Source organism: Bariatricus sp. SGI.154, from assembly GCF_050313795.1.
Lineage (GTDB): Bacteria > Bacillota > Clostridia > Lachnospirales > Lachnospiraceae > CAMBRQ01.
On sequence record NZ_JBNPMC010000054.1, the window covers coordinates 1 to 21,181 of the forward strand.

Annotated in this window: 12 protein-coding genes and 2 pseudogenes; all 14 read left to right on the top strand. The window is 39.3% G+C overall.

The genetic code is table 11. The annotated features are described in order from the left end of the window. Window positions 1–34 precede the first annotated feature (34 nt). Window positions 35–4,876 carry a hypothetical protein gene (locus ACQRBN_RS16415; RefSeq protein WP_427740142.1) on the top strand — a complete coding sequence of 1,614 codons (4,842 nt, stop codon included), beginning with the start codon at window positions 35–37 and terminating at the stop codon, window positions 4,874–4,876. A gap of 14 nt (window positions 4,877–4,890) precedes the next feature. Then, on the top strand, window positions 4,891–5,517 hold the full coding sequence (locus ACQRBN_RS16420) for a hypothetical protein (RefSeq protein ID WP_427740143.1): 627 nt from the start codon (window positions 4,891–4,893) through the stop codon (window positions 5,515–5,517). A 1-nt stretch (window position 5,518) separates the two neighbouring features. Then, a complete protein-coding gene (locus ACQRBN_RS16425; protein ID WP_427740145.1) occupies window positions 5,519–6,688 on the top strand; it encodes a DUF2971 domain-containing protein in 1,170 nt (389 codons plus the stop codon). Window positions 6,689–6,893: 205 nt separating this feature from the next. Further along, complete coding sequence (locus ACQRBN_RS16430) at window positions 6,894–8,078, top strand: nucleotidyltransferase domain-containing protein (RefSeq protein WP_427740147.1); 1,185 nt, start codon at window positions 6,894–6,896, stop codon at window positions 8,076–8,078. Between the two features lie 170 nt (window positions 8,079–8,248). Beyond that, window positions 8,249–8,533 carry a PqqD family protein gene (locus ACQRBN_RS16435; protein ID WP_427740148.1) on the top strand — a complete coding sequence of 95 codons (285 nt, stop codon included), beginning with the start codon at window positions 8,249–8,251 and terminating at the stop codon, window positions 8,531–8,533. After that, window positions 8,514–11,012, top strand: a complete 2,499-nt coding sequence (locus ACQRBN_RS16440; protein ID WP_427740149.1) for a response regulator transcription factor — start codon at window positions 8,514–8,516, stop codon at window positions 11,010–11,012. Before ACQRBN_RS16435 ends, ACQRBN_RS16440 begins: the two co-directional genes overlap by 20 nt. Window positions 11,013–11,343: 331 nt before the next feature. Next, a complete protein-coding gene (locus ACQRBN_RS16445; protein ID WP_427740150.1) occupies window positions 11,344–12,060 on the top strand; it encodes a hypothetical protein in 717 nt (238 codons plus the stop codon). Window positions 12,061–12,083: 23 nt separating this feature from the next. Beyond that, window positions 12,084–12,329, top strand: coding sequence for a hypothetical protein (locus tag ACQRBN_RS16450; protein ID WP_427740151.1), 246 nt, complete (start codon window positions 12,084–12,086; stop codon window positions 12,327–12,329). Continuing rightward, window positions 12,329–13,204 (top strand): hypothetical protein, encoded by an 876-nt coding sequence (locus tag ACQRBN_RS16455; RefSeq protein WP_427740152.1) that lies wholly within the window; start codon window positions 12,329–12,331, stop codon window positions 13,202–13,204. Before ACQRBN_RS16450 ends, ACQRBN_RS16455 begins: the two co-directional genes overlap by 1 nt. Further along, entirely contained in the window at window positions 13,201–14,358 is a 1,158-nt protein-coding gene (locus tag ACQRBN_RS16460) for a radical SAM/SPASM domain-containing protein (RefSeq protein ID WP_427740153.1), read from the top strand. Before ACQRBN_RS16455 ends, ACQRBN_RS16460 begins: the two co-directional genes overlap by 4 nt. Before the next feature lie 51 nt (window positions 14,359–14,409). Beyond that, a complete protein-coding gene (locus tag ACQRBN_RS16465; RefSeq protein ID WP_427740154.1) occupies window positions 14,410–19,767 on the top strand; it encodes a family 20 glycosylhydrolase in 5,358 nt (1,785 codons plus the stop codon). A gap of 153 nt (window positions 19,768–19,920) precedes the next feature. After that, window positions 19,921–20,097: pseudogene (locus ACQRBN_RS16470) on the top strand (AAA family ATPase); the annotation flags it as partial. Next, on the top strand, window positions 20,048–20,392 hold the full coding sequence (locus ACQRBN_RS16475) for a hypothetical protein (RefSeq protein ID WP_427740156.1): 345 nt from the start codon (window positions 20,048–20,050) through the stop codon (window positions 20,390–20,392). The pseudogene ACQRBN_RS16470 and the gene ACQRBN_RS16475, both read left to right, overlap by 50 nt. A gap of 195 nt (window positions 20,393–20,587) precedes the next feature. Continuing rightward, window positions 20,588–21,181, top strand: a pseudogene (locus ACQRBN_RS16480) (hypothetical protein); the annotation flags it as partial.

Here is a 21,181-nt window from a genome sequence, read left to right on the forward strand (position 1 = left end):
AAGGAATAAAATAGATAAGCGTAGAAGGAGTCGAATGGGCACTAAACATTTCCTGGATATTCAGATTGCGGATATATCAGGTAAAAATCTATGTGACGTATTTAGAGAAAATTTAAAGGTTCAACAGTATAGTAATAGAGAAGATTTTGAGAATATTAGTGTGAGAAGTTTTTTTGATCCTGATTGCAGTGAAAAAGAGAAGTTTCAGAGATATTATCAGGACAAGAATATTATACATCATTATGGTCTTCAGATATTTGCGTCAGTTGTGATGAATAATGATGGCTTTTTTAGAGTCAGGAGCCATTCCGCAGATAATTATTATCATGCGATATATAATACTTCTGAAGTAGAGGCTTCAGATCTAAAGGATTGCATGGAAGGCACAAGATATCGTATCCTGCTGCCATTTCATAGGCAGTTAATTCAGGAAAGCAATAGTATGGTCAATACAGATATCATGTATCATACAAAACTATGGGAAAAGAAGAGAATTGTGGATGAGACCAAAGAAGAAATACAGAATTTTTATAATATGCTTGAAGAATGCAGAGATACTATGTTGTCAAAAGAAGAAAAAGTATATAAATTACAGAACTGCCTGAATGATCATGAAGATGATATTTTGGTTTTTGATATGGAGCGTATCTGTACACAGGATATTGAAGTGTTTTGTAAAACGGTTATCTTATATATTGCAACAGGTGCAAAAAACAAACGGCAGAATAATATTGCTATTATTAATTGTAGTACGCAGGATTTTGTAAGTATTGTTCGAATTTTTGCTGTTTGCTATGACAAAAATGGTATGAGTGACTGGATGCGATGGACGCAGATATATCTTTGTGGAAAGGATACTAGAGAAGAATTTTTGCTTTCAGGTAATAATGTTCATACACTTTTGACACGAGTAGAAAAATTGGCTTTTTCAAGAAAAATACATCCAATGTGTATCCAAATTTTACGTAATATATTAGAAAGAAAACGTAGTAAAGATGGACGGATATATTCACTAACTGGAGAAGAGAAAGAAGAGTTTAATTATACACCTTTTGATTTGGTGTTAAAAAAAGAAGAAAAAACAATTTTTGAGAATAATGTGAAGACTGTATTAGAGAATGATATTCAAGGACTTGAAAGTGGATGCAAGATTAGTCCCACACATATGCGGCTTGGCTCGAAGATACATATTAATATGTTTTATGAAGCGGAACTATTATTCTATAATAATTATTATACCAGCCGTTTTGCCAGCCTTCTCTTTGAAAACTTACAGAAGAGTTTAAGCGAACAGGAGCAATCACTGAATAATAAATCTATCTGTCTGATCGGGTACGAGACGTATTCGGAAATGTTGCTTTGTGAATTAAAGAACATAATAACAAAAATATATAAAATACCATGCGAATATATAGTCTATGAGATAAAATTGGATGGCAGTATCAATCTGCGATATAAAGAATGCGTAAGGGCGGATATGCTGGGCGTGCTTGTTGTGCCGATAAATTCTACGTTGACAACTTTTAATAAGGTAGGTGCGGAAGTAAAGAAAGGATTAAAGTCTTTGCCGATATTAGCATATCTAGGAGTTATCCAGGTAATGGATAGTTCGGAAATGAAAACAAAAGATGGAAGGACAGAACTGGAAAAGATATATTGGGACAGGAAAGATATTGAAAAACGCCGGATATATAGTAAGAAACTGCTGGGAGAAAACCGATATGCAAGTTACTTAGTAGAGGTTAAGTGTTTGTGGGAGGATCCTTCGGAGTGTAAGCAGTGTTTTCCGAAGGATTGTCTGTTTGAGGAAGCCTTGATAGAAACAAATAAGACATCGGTAGTGCCGACACAACTTATAGGACTAAAGGAAGAGGCTTCTAATCCAAAGAACATTATAGTAAAGCGTTTGCCCAGTGAGGGAGCGGTAGAAACGTTGAAAGATTATTTCTACCAAGGTCATATTATTAGAGATGACAATCATTTTTGTTATTACATAAGAACAGCTGCGTATTACCAGGCATATAAGAATGAAATCTTGGAGTGGCTTGGGAGAGTAAGGGAGGCTATTCGAGAGAGAGAGGCGAAAGATAAAGTTATCTTTAATATTATTGTAAATCCCCTGCATTTTAGTAATACGGGATTTGTAGAAGCAGTGAATGAAGTGGTGTTTGGAGGAGCATCATATGTGCTTCGTATTGAAAGCGAAAAAGAGTTTAGAGACAATATTCAGACAAAATATAGTGATCTGACAGTGTTATATAGAAATTTTGTAAAAACAGGAAAACGGGCGGAGATTAATTTTTATTTTGTAGATGATAACATTATAACTGGAAAGGTCTTTTATAGAGTCAGGCATCTGATTCGTTCGTTATTTCCTGAGGAAAATAATGATATAGTGCGAGTCAATATATTTAGCGCGGTCATAGTATTATTAAATCGTCTTTCAGATTTTTCTATATCGAATTATGTAAATGAAAAACAGGATTATTATGCTTATCTGAAACTTAACATCTCTAATCTGCGATCCTATGGTGATGCTTGCTTTTTGTGCAAAAAGGAAATGGATATTCAGAAATTAGCGGATTATTCTTCGACTAATGCGGTGAATTACTATTGGGAAAATAAAAAAGAGCGATATAAATTAAAGACATTGCCAGAGATAAAGAAACAGACCCAGGAAATGAAAGGAAGTGTTAAGTCAGAACGACTCTATCGAAGAATGATAGCGACACATTATATGAATGAGAGGATGTCGGAATTAGGAGTTGAGAAAAATAATCCATATGCAATATATAAAATAATTGTAGAACAGATTAAAAAATCAAAAGCAAAAGATCAAAGTGAAATGATGACAGCATATATTTATTCGGCAGCGTATCCTTTCATAGTTTATAGAAAGTCTTGCCGTGAAGCGGTATTTCATATGATAATCATTTTATTTGAACTGTTTGTTTTTGAAACAACACTGGAAGAATTAAAGGCGCGAGTTGAAAATAATAAAAAAACAGATCATGTGTCGGAGGAAGAAGCAGATGTAATATTGAGTATGCTCGAAGAGTCGAAAGGAATAGAGAAGATCATCCGAAAAATAAAAAACAAAAAGGAATTTTTAAAATTTTTAATTAAAGTTTCTGCCGAGTTGAAATGTAATTATATTATCAGACCGGATAGAATGGAGATGATTTTGAAAAGATATTATGATTTGTTGGAAGGAAAAGACAAAGAAAAGCAGGCAGAGCAATTTAAAAGATATTATGTTTCTGTGGTGAAAAAAATGCTGTCGCTCAGTTCGGACGGTTCAAAAAGTATGCATTTTGAAAGGACGCTCATTTCTATACTTAAAACAACTGACAGCAGGTCTAAAGATGAGAACATAGGCACAGATTTTAAAAAATATTATATCCAGGTATGTAAGTCGTTGTATCTGGAGAATACTGGAACCATATTCGATGCGGCTAAGGATCTGCAGAAAAATGATATTCAATTAAAAGAATATTATCTTGAGAATTACGTGGGGATACTGAAGGCTAATGGTATAGAAGGAGAAGAGCAGGAAAAGGTGTCGGAAGCTTTTAGAGATGTCTATGATTATTTAATTGATGCCGGCACAAGAACAAACAAAGATCGTTCTGAAGAATATACCGATTATACGGCAAAGGATTTTCAGAGAAGTATTAAGTATTATAATCATTTGGCTGAAAAGATCAAAATACTTACAGGAGCAATGAAAGTACAGTTCTTATTGGATAACATAGAGTGGGTATTGAAAGTAGATGAGCAGAACAATGTGGTATTTGATAAGACAGTACGCAGATATGAGGTTTTTGCCCAGGATGAGAGAGAAGAAAAAGTACTTCCGGTTCTGGAAGATAATGATCTGGATCGCATGCTGAAGAATACGGTAATGGATACTGTAGCATGTGAAGACAGGTATGCGGTTGTTGTTTATAAAAAGGCGGATAACAGGGCAGAGAAGAAAGAAGATTTCTATTTTAAGCCAATCTATCTGGTTTTAGAATATGATACAGAAATTGCGTGGAGGCAATTGGAACAGATCAGAAGAATACTTGCGTTTAGAAATATGATGATTCGTCGCTTTGAAAATGATTTCGGAAATAATGTCATGCAGAATTGGATAGAGCAGTCCCAGGTTATCAAGCAATTGGGAAAAGCAAGGGCTTTTATACATGCAAATGATTCGGATTATGATGATATGACGAATATCTGGAATATCTGTAAAGGTTTCTTTTGGGGGAGGAAGTCTGATATTGAAAAACATAAAGAGAAGTATGGGGATATACAGGAGGGCTGTATTCTTGAATTAATGACAGATATTCGTATTGGACGGATTAATCTTCTTCTTCTTTCCAATTCTGAATTCAGAGAGGATGAGAATCCAGGAGAACATAAATTCCGTATAGCGGAAGAACAAATCGAGATTTTGAAGAAAGCATATTATTGGAAAGGCGTATGCATGTGTGACAAAAACGGTATTCCATTAAAAGACAGGGTGATCGAAGATGCTATCTATGATTCTGTTTTGGAGAAGAATATTAGTGGCAAATATAATTGTGTAAATGAATATTTGTCATATTTGATTTCTGAAACTATCCGCAGTGCGGCTATCTATGGGAAAAGGGAGGATGGAAAGGTAAAGATACGGATATATAAAGAAGGAAAATATCTGTTCATTTGCAATCAGTTAAGTGATGGACAGCAGCGGGAATATGTTTTGGATGGTCTGGCAAGGAAAGGCAATGGAATATCATTGGCAGTTGTCTGCGAATATTTTATCAAGCAATATAAAGACAGATATGTAAAACTGGATATGAGTCATCATAATTTTGGGATAGGGTTGCCTATTTTTAGCGAATGAGTGAGGGACAAACAATGGGAAAGATACTAAAGATATATATTATTGAAGATCATAAACAACGAAGAGAAGGTATACGTGAGTATTTCCAGAGTGTGAACAGGTTATTATCAGGAGAACAGTATGATAAGAATGATGATTTTAAAGATTGTCATCTTTGTTTTCAAAAGTATCAGTATGATCGTATAGTATTGGAAGAGATTCTTCCGAAAAAAGAGGATGATGAGAATTATAACGATTATAAATTCAATAAAAGAAGTAAATGGGTGAAACATATCGAGAAGATATTAGAGGGTGATGAAGAGAGGATTTTTTTGATAGATTTTGCGTTGAACGCAAAAGAACGAGCGGGACTCCGGAAAAGTAAGGATAATTTTTCTGCGGAGACAACAAGACGTATAGTGGATCTGCTAAATGAAAAAAGTACCAAAAAGGAATACATAATTTTTGAGACTGTAGTAAAAAATGCAGGAAAGAATATTCATGGAATATTAAATATGAAAATGACAGAGAAATTTGAGAATCTAAGCTACCTGGTTATGTTGGGAGACTATTTTTTGCCGTGGCAGTCGGTATATGAGAAAGTAGAAGCGATTAGCAAAGTGTTCGAGGAAACCATAGAAAAAATGGAGGACGGGAAATAATATGGCAGAAGAAATGGATATTAAAACCAGATGGGAACAGTGCCATGTGAATGGTCAAGTGTATGATTTTTATAACGGCAGCCTTTATCATTATACGACTAGAGAAAATCTATGGAATATCATAAATTCCAACTCATTTTATGCAAGACATGTGAGATTCTCAAATGATAGTGCTGAATATATAATAGGCAAAGAAGAAATTGAAAAATGTCTGGACAGGGGAGAACTCTCAGATCTGGATGATTGCTATATGGTCTGTTTTTGCAAGGAAAATGATATCTTGAGTCAATGGCGGGAGTATGCACGTGGCGGAGTAGCAATACAAATGGATTTTCGAAATGACCGGATATATACGATCAAATGTAATGCTGATACAGAAAAGAAAAAAGAGGATCCATATTTTATTCCTGGCGGATATTTTAATGATTCTATAGAGTATAACCTGGCTTATGCGCGTCCCATTGCAGTAAAATATATTCAGCCGGGGAAAGATGCGTTAAAGAATGTTGTAAATGAGATTAAGAATTATACAAAAGAAGATAGGGAAATGGCAGAAGACGATTGCCTTAAACAATTATTGCCATATATTAAGCATAGCGGTTTTAAAGAAGAAAAAGAGGTTCGCTTAGTATTTACTGTGGATGAATTAAATGCGTCGTATCTGGTTGACTATCTGGAGGATAAGGGAATGATGAGACCTTATATCCGTGTGGAAGTAGGAAATGCCCAAAAAAGACAGGCAGAAGAGTGTGTAATAGAATGTTATAAGGTGCCTAATGAGATAAAAAAGAAAATTAAAGAAAACTTGGAGCAGGACATCCTTAAAATAAAAGATCCGGATGGAAAAGAGAAACAGATTAAAATATGTCTTAAAGGCGGGAAGACTAAAAGAGAAGAAAAGAATAGAGGGTATATATTTATAGAAAATTGCAAATATCAAGAATATGTTTTTCAAATGGTTGATAAATATGTGTCTTCCTATAATATAGATCATAAAAATAAAATACGGATCTGGTGTGGCGGATACCTGCCGATCAGAGGTATTACTGTGGGTCCCAGCAGTGATGCACAGGAACTATGCGAGAGTATAACACATAAAATAAAAAAGAAATATTGGATGAAATATGTGGAAGTAAATATCAGCAGCATACCATATCGTACAAAAGTGTAGAGAAAATTTAGAAGTTGAGACGAATACAGGATAGATTAATTATTAAATCATTTTCAATTTTACGGACACAGGAATATAGAAGAGGTAATGGAGCGCCCCTTCGCAAAAGTTGACGGCTTTAGCGGGTGTTGGTATAATTAACCACAATGATGGAGTTTGTAAAATAACATTGAGTTAACAGTATTATTTTCGAAAGGAAAGAAGCATGAATAAAGAATACCTATATCTGCTGCACCTTTTAAAATCTTTTATCCACGAGGAGCCTCCTTGTGCACAAGATGATATCGACTGGAAGAAGATGAACCAGTTGGCTGAGATTCATTCCGTGGAGGGAATCCTGGGATATATGGTGAAGCAGTATAAACTTTCGCCTTCGCCTGAATTTACAGGGATCATGCGCAAGAAGTGCTTCTGCAGCATTGGGTTATACAACAAGCGGAGCATACAGATGCAGCAGTTGATTCAGAAGATGCAGGAGGAACATATTGATCATATACTGTTCAAGGGTTATGTCTTGAAGGATTATTATCCGATACCGGAACTGAGAAGTTATGGAGATATCGATTTTGTGATTCGCCCAGAAGATCGGGAGAAAAGTCATCAATTGATGCTTCGTGAGGAGTTCCGGATTAAGACGGACTGGGAGCCTGTGTATAGTTATTATAAGTTTACAGAGTATTATGAGATCCATACGGATGTCATGGAAGTCGATGTGTCGGAGAAGGCGGATTATCGGGAGTATTTTCAGCATATGTGGGAGCACGCAGTACAGGTGGATGGATGTACCTGGCAGTTTACGCCGGAGTATCATTTTATCTATCTGTTGACGCATATTGCCAAGCATATCTATGGATCTGGAGCGGGTGCGCGGATGTATCTGGATCTTGCGGTGTTCATACTTCATTTTGGTAAGGGGATAGATTGGGATTTTGTAAGTCAGGAGCTTCATAAGATTGAATTATATGACTTTTATTGTGTGGCGCTTACGGCAGTGAAGGAATGGTTCGCCGTGGACAGCCCGATTGAACTTAAGCCGATTGCGAAGGAGGTTATGGATGAATTCCTTGTGTACACGCTTGAAGCGGGGGTGTTCGGATATGTGAACAGGGAGCGGGGAGTGAATGCGTTAAAGAAGAATGCTGAAGATGAAGAGAGTGTTTCCAGAGTATCCACTTTGCTGCATAGGATATTCCCATCAGCGTCGGATATTGAGAAGAGGTATACTTATCTTAAGGGAAGACACTGGCTGCTTCCGGTTGCCTGGGTGCATAGGTTTTTCAGGACGAAGGAGACATGGGGAAGCCATGCGCATGAGGCGAAGGTAATTATGTCGGCGGATTCGGAGGAAGTTGTTAGGCTGAGGAAGATATACAAGGACATTGGGCTGTAGGATATGTTAGGAGATATTTCAGAGATATATGATAAAAGTGGTCAATAAAATGTCATAATCACCATCCTTATCCAGTTGACAACCTGTTCAAATCTGCTATAGTATAAACAGGGAAAAAGTAAGGTACGAGATAACAATACGTTATCAGAGTGATAAAAGGATATGAGAATATGAAAGTGGATAAAGAATTTGTTCTGAGAGAGATTGCCGGAGATTATATTATCATTCCGACAGGCAAGACAGTATTGGAATTCAATGGACTGATTACTGTAAATGAAGTAGGCGTGTCTCTGTGGAATATGCTTCAGAATGAGATTACATTAGATGGACTTGTGCAGGGAATCCTGGATGAGTATGATGTAGAGGAAGAGGTCGCAAGGGAGGACATACAGGAATTCCTGGATACGCTTGCGTCAGGAGGAATTCTTACAAAGGATGAAGAGAATGCAGACTAAGAACCAGTATGGACCTTTAACGCAGAATCAATATTATATAGATAAGACAGAAGCATTGGAGAAGGGAATCGTAGCATTCCCTTCTATTTATATTGAGGGAGCAGCAGCGTCTGGGAAGACGACGGCGGTTAGGATGCTGCTTGCGAAGCATCCGGAAGTAAGGGCAGTTGTTTTCTGGATGGATGAGGAGAGGAAGAATCCGTCAGAATTTGCAGGCAGGCTTCGGGAATTGGAAGACGAGAATGCAAGAAGGTGGAATGAAAAAGAATATACCGTGGATCAGCGGGAACGAGAAGAAATAAGATGGATAATCTTCGAGAATTTGAACGGAGTAATTCCGGTAGAGATGTTAGCGGAGATGATAAGGTTTACGCAGAATATGCCTCGCGAGGATAGGGTCATTTTAATTGGAAGAGATAGGCCGGAAGAAGGACTCTTGGAATTATTTTGGAAAAGACAGATGGAAATAATTTCACAAGAAACATTTTTGTTTTCTAAAGAAGAGATATCTCGACTGGCTGAATATTCGCAAAGCATGCTTAAGCCAGAGAAGATATATGAAGAGACCGCAGGCTGGGCGGGGTGTGTAGACATCATGCTTCGCATGTCTGAGAGGAATGTCGGGCAGGATGTGGAAGAACTGCGTAATAGTTATGAGATTAATACGTATATCCGGAAAGAGATATTAGGTGCATTGTCAGCGGGAGAGCAGGAAATGATGCGAAGGGCAGCAGTCTGTCCGTGGATTGACGAGGCGCTCTGTGCAGAAGTGTGGGATATTCCACATGCTGCGGACATTCTGGAGAGACTCGTAAGGAAAGGGATGCTTGTCCATAATAGGAGTAAGAAGCGCTGGAAGATGGCGGCTCTTTTCCGAAAAAATTATCAATATGGCAAGAAAGAAGATGGGTGGTATCAGACGCAGGGATTCTGGAAACGTCTGGGTGAGTGGTATGAGAAGAGTGGCTGCATCAAAGAGGCACTGCAATGCTTCCAAGAATCTGGGGATGCTGATACATATCGCCGTTATATGATAAAGTATTTTCACAAGATTCCATTCCTGGGGATTGCTTATAAAGAAGTGCTGGAATGGAAAGATAGTTCGCCGGAGATTATCTACTTGCGGGGGATGTATGCGTATTTTCTTCAGAATCAGGAGGGGCTTCAGAAAGAACTCCGAAGGCTGGAGAAACTTGAGAAAAAAGATCAATGCAGCAAAGAGATATATCTGAATTTGATGTATGTTAATCCGGCAGTATCTTTGGATGAGTGGCTGATATTGCTGGAGCAATTGTCGAAAAATGGCGATCCTCTTAGGTTATACGGAATGCTGGGCGGCTCAGTTACCTACTTGTGCGGAATGAGAGATCTCTCGGGCTTATTCGCCTGTACCAGAAAAGAGGAAAATCGCAAAGCGCGTATCTGGAAAGATAACCTTGGTGAAATGGAATGGTTAGCATATCGGTTTGCCAGAATTGATTATTACATGGAAACAGAACGGCTGGATGCGCTTAAGGAAGAAGACAGGATATTGTTTGATCGCATGATGGGCGAGAAAGGAGTGCCGGATTCGGCATATGAACGAATTCCCTGGCAGATTCGCCTGGCGGGTCTGTATCTATTATGTAAAAGACAGATGATGGGATCTGAGGCAGAGTTAAATGAGCGTATTCAACAATTAGAACGGTCTCTGCGCAACGAAGAGGTAACTACTTGCGTGCGAAATGCAGAGGCTGTCAGCAGCGTATATTCACCATGGCGAAAAGAGTCGGAGAAGTTAACACGCTGGCTGCGCTATGCGGATCAGGAGAGGAATATAGAGATAAGAGAAGATAATTATTATTATTTCTGTTGTCAGGCGAAAGGATATCTATTGCTTGGCCAGTATGAAAAGGCAGGAAAGATATTACGCCGGACAATCCCTTATCTCCGGAATAATAAACACTACCGATATCTGGCAGAGGTGTTGTTCCAGCAGGCGCTGATCAACTGGGAGGCTGGAAGACACAGCCAGGCACTGCAGAGCGTTATAGAGTCATTTCTGGTTAGCGGAGATTCCCGGTACGTGGGATTCTATACGAGTTATGGCAAGCGGGGAAAGAATGTGCTGGATGCATACATAGGATGGCTGCATGCGAATTCTCCGGAAGGCTGGCACAGAAAGAAGAAGTATAATTATGGCAACGTGCTTCGTATGCCCATGCAGGATTATATGGAGGTAATTCTACGATGTATCAAGCGGGAGTCCAGGAATAGCCAGGTGTTTCTTGAGGATGTCATGGAAGAGCGGCTTACCATGATGGAGACGATCATTCTTCAGGATATTGCAAGGGGGCTTACGAATGCGGAGATCTGTCAAGAGTTGAATCTGAGACTGCCGACGGTTAAGAGCCATATTTATAGTCTGTATAAAAAATTGGGGGCGAACAGCAGGGTACAGGCAGTGCTTAAGGGGAAGGAGAAAGGGATATTGGATTAGGAAGGATTCGATAAATCTCCATTTATCCGATTAACAATCGCATAGTGATTATGGAAAACTTTCCATAATCACTATGCTTTTTTTCTTTTAGTTTAGAGGAACATCAAAATAAAATGCAAGAGAGTTATGGGAGGAGGGGAGGTGGTGAAAGAGAATGGAAATAGAAAGGATAAGAAAAGAGATAAAACGGAGAAAAAATAAAAATATTCTAATACTTAAGACTGAGGTGAATGAACGTAATTGAGGTATAATATTTAAGATTCAATGTTATACGGTGGATTAGATAAATCGGAATTTACTTTCAAGATGCGAGGTAAAGAGGAAAGAAAATATGGATAAAAAACGAAGAAAGAAGAAAAAAGGGGTGCCTGTATGGCTGCTGGTGGCATCGATATTGATTCTACTTTTGGTAATCGGGATGATTGTATACAAGAAGCTGGGCAAGGGAGGAGAAAATGACAATATTGATCAGGCAGAAGAACAGGGTGGGAAGCTGGTGTTCCCCTACCAACTGGATGATGGAAAATTAGAAGTAGAGTCCGTGTTTCGGTATTCAGGGATAAATCCAGACTGCGAAGATGAAGAGGGCGAGGATATTGCAGCTGTTCAGATTAAGAATTGCTCTGAGGAATATCTGGAATCCGCGGAATTTGCTATCACAACGGGAGATGGAATGAAACTGATATTTACAATTACGGATCTTCCGGCGGGAAGTATCGTGATGGCATTTGAAGTGGAGAATAAGGAATTTGCAGCAGGGCAGACAGTCAAAAAGATTGAAGCGAATACTAGTTATTCTTCCGATGCATCGATGCATAAGGAGACTATAGAAATTTTCGGAGATGATTCGGAGATTGGATTGAAGAATGTATCAGCAGAAACAATCCAGAATATGACATTGACATATCACTGTGTTTTGGATGGTGCCTATTTTGGAGGAAAGAGTTACCAGAAGAATGTGGAGGTTTTAGGAGCAGGAGAGAGCATCACATTGGACGCTTTGGAATGTTACTTAGGGGAAGCAGCAGTTGTTAAGATAAGTTATTAAAGATTGTAAAAAGGAGATAAATTATGAAAACATATGAAAAACCTAGAGTGTACTTTGAAAAATTTGAATTATCACAGAATATAGCTGTTTGTGATTATACGCTTGGCGCTGCAGATGTGAATGCATGCAAAATCGTGAAGGATAATTTCGAAGATGACGGAGAAGATTTTACTGGTGGATTTACAGATAAGAATCTTTGCACGGTTCCTGTTAGTGTTTATTGTTACACTGATGGAAGTGGTACGCTTCCTTCTGTTTTCCAGTCCTGATGCTGAAAGAAAAGACATGTTTTGATATTGCTGGGCTGACGATTGAATTGGAGACGGAAGTACCGATGGCAATTACAGAGAATTTTCTTCCGTTTCAGAAAAAAAGGGAAAAAGCAGATGTGGTTTTTAAGTATTCGGTATGTGAGAAACTGAGAGAAATATTTGGGACGACTCTTTATTCCAGGATAGAATATGATGTAGTCCGCGGAGCGGATGGTCAGATATTTCGAGTGCATAAAGATCCACGAGATGATGGACGCATCTATGCTGTGTCATATATGGAAGCAGAGAGGGCGGAAGTGTGTATAAATCTCCTGAAAGGGAGCGAAGAACATTTTGATAATACCAATAATTCATTTTTTCATGCTGGGTGGGAACAGTTTTTCATACAAAAAGGAAGAATCATTCTGCATGCATCTCTTGTGAAGACAGAGTTTGGAGGTCTTATTTTCTCGGGAGTATCAGGAATAGGAAAGTCAACGCAGGCCAAGTTATGGGAAACGTTGGAAACAGCCACGCAGATTAATGGAGATCGCCCTATTTTGTATAAGAATGCAGAAAAATGGATGGGGTGTGGTTCTCCATACGCAGGTTCTTCTGAATGTTATGTGAATGAACAGGTGCCTGTTCGGATGATACTTTTGCTTAGACAGGGAATGGAGTGCCGGATTGCGCGGCTGCCCATGGCAAAAGCATTTAAGGAGATTTTTCAGAATTGTACGGTGTACAGTTGGAATCGAGAATATGTGGAGAACGTAGCGAATCTTGTGGCGGAACTGATCTGTGATGTGCCGGTATATTCTCTGACCTGTAGACCTGATAGAAGTGCGGTGGAAATTGTGAAAGAAGAATTAAAGAAGGAATATGTATTATGAGTTTTCCAGAAAAAGTGGTGGTAGCTCCGCTGACAGAAAAACTATATCAAAAAGCAGCAAAAGAGAAAATTCCGCTGAATGGAACCTTTGAATTATCACCGGTGTGCAACTTCGCATGCCGAATGTGTTATGTGCGAAAGACAGTGAAAGAGGTAGAAGCCCAGTCGCACAGGATGTTGACATTGGAGCAATGGATCAGCCTGGCAGAACAGGCACGTAAAGAAGGGATGCTATATCTACTCCTGACAGGTGGTGAACCTCTTTTGTGGCCACATTTTTGGGAGTTATATGAAGCATTATATAAAATGGGGTTTTTGATTGGTATTAATACCAATGGCTCTATGATTGATGAAAAAATAATAGAGCGCTGGAAAGAACACCCGCCTTATCGGGTGAATGTAACACTTTATGGAGCAACAGATGATACTTATGAGAAGTTATGTGATGTGAAAAAAGTGTGCAGCAAAGTGAAGAATGCCATTTGTGCAATGGCGGCGGAGGGCATAACAGTGAAGTTGAACTGTTCTTTGACGCCATATAATGCCAGGGATCTGGAAGAGATGATTCAGTTTGCCAAGGATAAGAAAGTGGCTATTACAGTTTCCACTTATATGTATCCACCAGTTCGGCGAGATGCGGAAATGACTGGAAAGAATGACCGCTTTCAGCCGGAAGAGGCGGCCTATTACCATTTGCAGCGCTATCGATATCAAAAAGGAGAAGATGCATACAGATTGTATCTGGAAAACATTCTAAAAGGACTTGCAGACCCCGCAGGACTTGAAGATTCCTGCATTGATCCGGCAGAAGGAAAACTCAGGTGCCGGGCGGGCTCGGCAGCATTTTGGGTGACTTGGGACGGATATGTAACTCCTTGTGGGATGATGCCTGAGCCAAGGATTGACCTGACGGGCAGAAAGTTTTCTGAAGTGTGGAAGGAATTGGTAACAGTCAGTGCCGGGCTGCGTACTTCCGGCATTTGTGAACATTGTGCGGATCAACAAATGTGTCATTCCTGTGCGGCAATGGCTTATGCTGAGACGGGGCAGGTTTCGGGAGTCCCTACGTATCTTTGTAAAATGGTTCGGGCAATGAAAGTAATAGCGAGAGATGAGTTGTCTCGTTCTGATACGGGTAACAACTGCGGAGAATAATAAGCAGTTTTTAAATATAAATCTATAATAAGTGATTAAGGAGGAAAGCGTATGAGAAGGATGAAAAAAACGTTGGCATTACTTTTAGCACTCTGTATGACGGTGAGTTGTGTCTGTGTGACAGCTTTTGCTGAAAATAACAGCGGAACAACCGACAGTGCGGCTGCATTAGCAAATAACGCAGATGCGGATCGTAAGAATGACGCGGATGCAGTTGCTGAGAATGGAAAGAATGTAGATGGTGAAAATGAAACAGATGTAGATTCAGCCGACGCGCAGGATACCGAGACTGCGAATGTGGCGGCCTCACAGTTTCTTAATGGACAAGATGAGGATAATGTAATGAGTACCAAAACCGGTGACGAATATCGGTATTCCATCGTCATGGTAGATTGCGGAAGAAAATACTTTTCTGTAGACAGTTTGAAAAGTATCATTGATAGTGCTTCAAGTGCCGGAATGTACTATGTTATGTTAGGTATCGGTAATGACGGAATGCGTTTCTTGCTGGATGATATGTCATTGACGGTAGAAGGTAAAAGTTATACCAGTGATGCTGTTAAAAATGCGATTCACAAGGGAAATGAAAATTACAGTAATTTTGATACAGATGAATTAACAGAGACAGATATGAATGCAATCATGTCTTATGCAAGTACGAAAGGTGTGGAGATTATTCCGTTGATTAATTCTCCGGGGCATATGGATGCGATTCTTGATGCTATGGGAGAACTCGGCCTTTCCAATGTCGCTTATAGCCTGAACGGTCAAAGTTCTGAACGCACAATTGATGTAACAAATTCTGTTGCTACTGCGTTTACCCAGACTTTGCTTCAGAAGTATATTACTTATTTTGCAGGACAGGGATGCACACTGTTTAATATGGGCGCAGATGAGTATGGAAATGACATTAATGGTACGCCGCATTTCTCTGATTTGATTAGAGGTGGCGGATATGGCAATTATATTACCTATTTGAATACTATTGCAGGAATGATAGAGACAGCAGGTATGACTCCGATGGCGTTTAATGACGGTATATATTACAAGAACAGTGTAAATTATGGAACAATTAACACCAACATTCTCGTTTGCTACTGGTCTAATGGGTGGTCTGGTTATGATCTCGCAACAGCCGGATATTTGAAGGAACAGGGCTTCAAGCTGATTAATACGAATGGTGATTATTATTGGATTGTTGGTGGAAACCAGATTGATGCTTCTAAAGCAGCACAGTTTGATAAAACTTCTTTTCCGAAACAGGGTGGTAATGAGATAATCAATGATCCAACCGGATCAATGTTCTGTATTTGGAGTGATTCTCCTCAGGCACAGGCGGATTCAAGTGTCGCAAGCAGTGTGTCTGCGGTTATTTCTGCTTTTGGTAATACGCTTCCAGAGACAACTCAAAGTGCTGTTCATGTGGATGTCGCCCATATTATTGGTGCACCTGACAATGGTAAACTGACTGTAGAAGGAACTGTGATATTATCATTATCCAATAGTAAGAGTGCTGTATGGACTTCCTCTGATGAAAAAGTCGTTACTTTGGCTGCAGCAACAGAAAATGATATTTCTGCATTATCTACAGAAGTGAATGCAGACAGGGTTAAAGCCACTGCAGTAGGCGCCGGTACAGCTACGATTACGGCGGCAGTTGGACAGAAGACGTATACTACCGAGGTGACAGTAGCTAATGCAGAGGAAGAAAATCAGGAAACGATTACTCTGGAGATGGGCAAAACAGATAGCAGGATACAGGCGGGAGTTAATAACCAGAATAATATAGATACAAGTAAGTATGATAGTAATGTGGCAGATGTTACAGTAGTTGGAACGGATGCAACGCCAGTTTCATACAATTATTCTAAAACTTCTGTCAAATGTAAGAGCCTTTGCGATACTGATACGGAAGAGTGGAAAGCAACAGATTATTATTATCAGGCAGACGATGGTAATTATTATCCGCTTTATGCAAAACGAAGCAATGAAAAACAAGGTAGCATATTTACGTGGACAAAATATACTTGGACGTTTGGCTATGAAGAGACGGATAACAATATAAAGGAGTGCGGAACGACAGAGAGTAGTCGGTGGGATTCAAACCCGACATCAGATATCTCGATCTACACCCGTACAGAGATACCAGGAACGGATGCCTCAACAACGATCAATTTTGAAGGCGTCACTCCGGGAACGACCTACTACAAAGTTGGTGATATTACATATAAGATTGTGGTCAATCCTATTGTAAAGTCAGAAAACAGGACAGTTACCTTTGGAGTTAGGGATACTATTCATGTGAATGTGCCGGAAGGCGGTTCTGTGGAATATCAGATAACCAGTGGGCAGGATTTAGTCACGGTTGATAACACTGGTAACGTTACAGCAGGTTATGAAGCTGGTCAGGCAATAGTAGTAGCCACAGTAAAGACAGCGTCAGGAGTTGTTTATGGCACATATACCTATAACTACACGATTCAGAGTGAGGATCTTTCTAAGGTTGAACCGTTAAAGATTGAATATTGGATTACAAATGCACAGGTTACTCCGGATGCAAAGGAAGGGGTTACTGTTAAGGAGGGGTCTGGAACAAGGACAGATGGGAATAATTATAAGTATAATTACTCTGAAGTTGCAGCGACTTCCGTAAACACGGAAAATGGAACTGCGCTTAGTAGTTTGATAAGTAGTACCGGTACTGGAAATGACAATCCGGTTGTTCTGTGGAAAGGTCGTATTTTAACTGGCGATAAGCAGGATAATACCGGTGGCCGTGATTGTACTCTTACAGTTGATAATGCTGTAGATTTCAAGTATATTCGTTATTACAATGGCGAATGGAAATACTCTAATGATAGAACGACATGGACAAGCATTCCTTCCGTAGCACAGATTGTAGCGTATTATTTGCAGAAAACAACAGTTACACAGGCTGTAGATACACTGGTAAAGGACTGGGGACCTGTAAAAGGACAAAGTGGTGTTGATTGGTTTGGATGGGGAAGTTCCTGGGCGTTAAGTTTTGCTGTAGTTTATGATACCGGTATGGAACCAAATGAGAGCAATCTGATTAATACATCTACATTCTACAATGGCGATTCGGGCAGAAACGTAGGATATATTACTTTTGACAACACGGACGACTATGAAGTATATAAAGTTACAGCAACCTATGGTACAAGAAGCGGTTCAAGCTCAAGTAGCATGGGTGTAAATTATAATCTTTCTGGAAATACTACAGAGACTACTGTCTGGGAAGAGGGAAATAGCGAAACAGCTTACGTAAATGGTGCAGAGCATGAGTGTTGTGTTTGGAATAATAACAATAGCGCTATTTTGATTCGGATATATGTACGGGAGAAGGTGAAAACAGATACACTGAAGATCGTATATAAACTGACAGATGGAACAGAATTTTATGATCTGAACGTCAATGCGAAAGAAGGTACAAATTTTGCGGGTTACGTTACTGATGGTAAACTTGTGGAAGACACGATTGAAAATTCGGTAGGAAATACACAAACAATTACTACAAATTTGAAAGATACTGTAAATCTGCCGAATATGCCTGCAAAATATAAGAGTGGTAATTATATATATCGAAATGCGGCACTTTCCGAAGATAATAAGACATTGTACTTGATTTATGAAGGAACCAATACGAAAACATTTGTCTATGATTTTGGTTTGCCGATGGAGATTCAGGCTTCTGATTTAGTAGATAATCCGGATGATGTAACGAGTATGTCTGTGTCAGATTTGAATAAATGTTCAGCTTCTGCCAATGGCAAGAGTATAACAGCGACTGTTGCAAATGCAACTGTAACAACAGCAAGTTTTACAGCAACCGTAAACTATAATAGTGGAACTATCAATTATGATGTATATCTGGTACCGGCAACAACTGTTTACTATGAAGAGGGATTTGCAACTTTTTCGGACAGTTGGACTGGAGCTTCCAAAGGCAGTAGCGCACAGACGACAGCGGTACTTGGTAAAGATAAGAATAATTATGGATATGATTCCATCTATGCGGGTGCGACAATTGCATCTAATGGAACACAGGCGAACAGTATAACAAAAAATGATACTGCAACGTTTGACTTTACAGGAACAGGTGTCGATATTTTTGCAAATACTACTACAAGTACAGGTTATCTGACGATAAAGATTACAGACAGTAATTCTAAGGTTGTCAATCTTGCGATTGTAAATACAAAGATGGCGGGTGATTATAAAGCAGGTGTTACAAATGGTTATAGTGTTCCGGTATTTTCAATCACGGATCTGACTTATGGAACTTATAGTGTGAAAATTACGCATTCTATGAATGAAAATACTGTAAATCTTGATGGTTTCCGTGTATATAATACACATAATGATAGCAGTATTTATAAGGCGGATTTAGAAGATAATCCAAGTTTTCTGGAAGTTCGTGATCTGCAGTTTGGAACGATTGATGTAAGTGGCTATGGCGTTGATGGAAGAACAGTATCTGCTGTTGGTGAACAGGTTTATGAAGACTTGACGAAAGATGGAACGGTTGTTCAGGCAGTTATCACTGCCTCAGGTCAGGTTAATGTAGATAATCAGAAGGATTTACTGGAAAAGGGTCCTAAGAATGAGGTGTATCTGGCAAAAGATTCTGCACTTACTTTAAGTTTTAAGACGGATCGAGAAGTTCAGCTTGGACTGAAAGGTGTCGACGGTACTACAACTTATTCTGTAAATGATGGCGACAATATAAGTGTTTCTACTGTTGATATGTTCTACACTATACAGGCAAAAGGCGGAAACAATGGACAAAAGACTACAGTAACGATAAAAAATACAGGAGATCATGTATTATCTATTACAAAACTGAAAGTATGTGATGATCCAAATGCGCTTCAGGGAATTACAGCTGATAGTGTTACTTCTGCCTTGTATGCTTGGGGATTCCATGATGCAGTTTTGATGGCTGATGCTACTGCGAACATCAATCTTATAGACTATACTGGTACGGCTATTACAACAACAGTTCTTACAGTTAACGGCGAATCTGGTCAGGAAGCAGTCTTTTCTGCTGATGCTATTAAGGCAGCAGTTGAGGATGCACTCCCGGGTGGTTATGCGATCGTATATGAATCTCAAATTGCGGATCAGACTGTTGTATGTGGAGAGAGCGCAGATGTGAATGTACAGATCGGTAAAGTGGCAACCTTACAGGTGACTTACAAGAATTTGTTTGGAAAGACAGTGGGCACTGCCACATTGACAGGTGTTCAGACATCCAGGAATTCTCAGTATACGTTCTCTGCTTCTGAGATTAGAAAAGCAGCGCCGTCCGGTTATTGGACAGGTACGTTGATTCCTACGAAAGTAAAATATGGTTCAACGGGAACCAGAACAGTGATTGGGCTCTAAAAAGGAACAAATGATAGATTAAAAGGCAGCATGTCAACACGCATGCTGCCTTTTATGCTGTGCAAGAAATCATGCTTTCGTTAAAATCTATGAAGCAAATGGATCTTTCAATGGCATATGCTCAATTAAAACGTGAACTGGGGACGGATATCATCGGCATTGAAGACAAATGAGAATCTGGAGTTTGCAGTGATAACAGGATGCTTGAGGATCAGTAAGGAATCAATACTTACGGGACTTAATAATCTGGGAATCATCTCAATTCTTTCGGCAGTTTACGATGAATATTTTGGATTTACACAGGAAGAAGTTGATCGCATGCTGGAATTTCCTGTTTTTTACGGGGGATTTGAAGAAAATCTGTGAAAAGCAAGAATTTCTGGTTGGAATGTTCAAGAATATTGAAAATTATATCGTATTATCTAATCGCGAATCAGGAAATGTAAGATGCCCTATGGAAGGCGATACTGTTACATTTACAGCATCTGAAGATGTAGTAGAACCAGAACCAACAAATATTTTCAAACAAGTAATAAAATCTGTTATAGGTTTCATTGGGAAAAATTTGGTGAAATGGCGAAAATTGTCGAACGGTTCAGGAGATTCCTTACTGGAAAAAGGCTGACATTCAAAGTGCAGCGTGCTATAATTCAGACAAGCATTACTTTTCTAAATATTCTATATGACAAGGTCATTCTATAATCTGATGATATTTATAATCTTAGAAAATTCGATGCTTCATCACAGAACATGTAATAGCAGAGAGGATTCTAAGAAGAATAAGAAGTGTCCTCTCAACCTAGAAGAAGGAGGATAATGAATGGCAGCAGACCAGAAAATTGCACGGGCAGCAGGTGAGATTGCCATGCACCACAAGGTAATCGGCATGCCGATGCGCGCCTATAAGGATCGGATATTCCGCATGATATTCAAAGAGAAGAAGGAATTGCTGGAACTTTATAATGCCATGAACGGAACAGAGTATACGAATGAAGAGGATCTGGTAGTAACAACACTGGAGAATGCGCTCTACATAGGGATGAAGAATGATGTATCCTTCGTGCTATATGATAAGCTGACCTTGTATGAGCACCAGTCCACGAAGAATCCGAATATCCCTTTACGTGACCTTTTCTACGTGGCGAATGTATATTCGAACCTGACGAAAGACGATAATCTCTACAGTTCCACGCTGGTGAAGATACCAGAACCCAGATTCGTAGTGTTCTATAATGGGACAGAGAAGATGGAAGAGCGCCGAGAACTGAGGCTTTCGGATATGTATGAGACCAAGAGTGGTGAGCCGGACCTGGAATTGAAGGTGACAGAACTGAATATTAACCAGGGGTATAATGAGGAACTGATGGAGAGATGCAGGACTTTGAAGGAATATATGATCTTTGTGGAGATGGTT

Coding starts and splice junctions, on each gene's coding strand:
- ACQRBN_RS16445 (WP_427740150.1), top strand. CDS start 11,344: ATGGATAAAAAACGAAGAAAGAAGAAAAAAGGGGTGCCTGTATGGCTG.
- ACQRBN_RS16440 (WP_427740149.1), top strand. CDS start 8,514: ATGAAGAGAATGCAGACTAAGAACCAGTATGGACCTTTAACGCAGAAT.
- ACQRBN_RS16425 (WP_427740145.1), top strand. CDS start 5,519: ATGGCAGAAGAAATGGATATTAAAACCAGATGGGAACAGTGCCATGTG.
- ACQRBN_RS16430 (WP_427740147.1), top strand. CDS start 6,894: ATGAATAAAGAATACCTATATCTGCTGCACCTTTTAAAATCTTTTATC.
- ACQRBN_RS16420 (WP_427740143.1), top strand. CDS start 4,891: ATGGGAAAGATACTAAAGATATATATTATTGAAGATCATAAACAACGA.
- ACQRBN_RS16415 (WP_427740142.1), top strand. CDS start 35: ATGGGCACTAAACATTTCCTGGATATTCAGATTGCGGATATATCAGGT.
- ACQRBN_RS16460 (WP_427740153.1), top strand. CDS start 13,201: ATGAGTTTTCCAGAAAAAGTGGTGGTAGCTCCGCTGACAGAAAAACTA.
- ACQRBN_RS16455 (WP_427740152.1), top strand. CDS start 12,329: ATGCTGAAAGAAAAGACATGTTTTGATATTGCTGGGCTGACGATTGAA.
- ACQRBN_RS16450 (WP_427740151.1), top strand. CDS start 12,084: ATGAAAACATATGAAAAACCTAGAGTGTACTTTGAAAAATTTGAATTA.
- ACQRBN_RS16475 (WP_427740156.1), top strand. CDS start 20,048: ATGAATATTTTGGATTTACACAGGAAGAAGTTGATCGCATGCTGGAAT.
- ACQRBN_RS16435 (WP_427740148.1), top strand. CDS start 8,249: ATGAAAGTGGATAAAGAATTTGTTCTGAGAGAGATTGCCGGAGATTAT.
- ACQRBN_RS16465 (WP_427740154.1), top strand. CDS start 14,410: ATGAGAAGGATGAAAAAAACGTTGGCATTACTTTTAGCACTCTGTATG.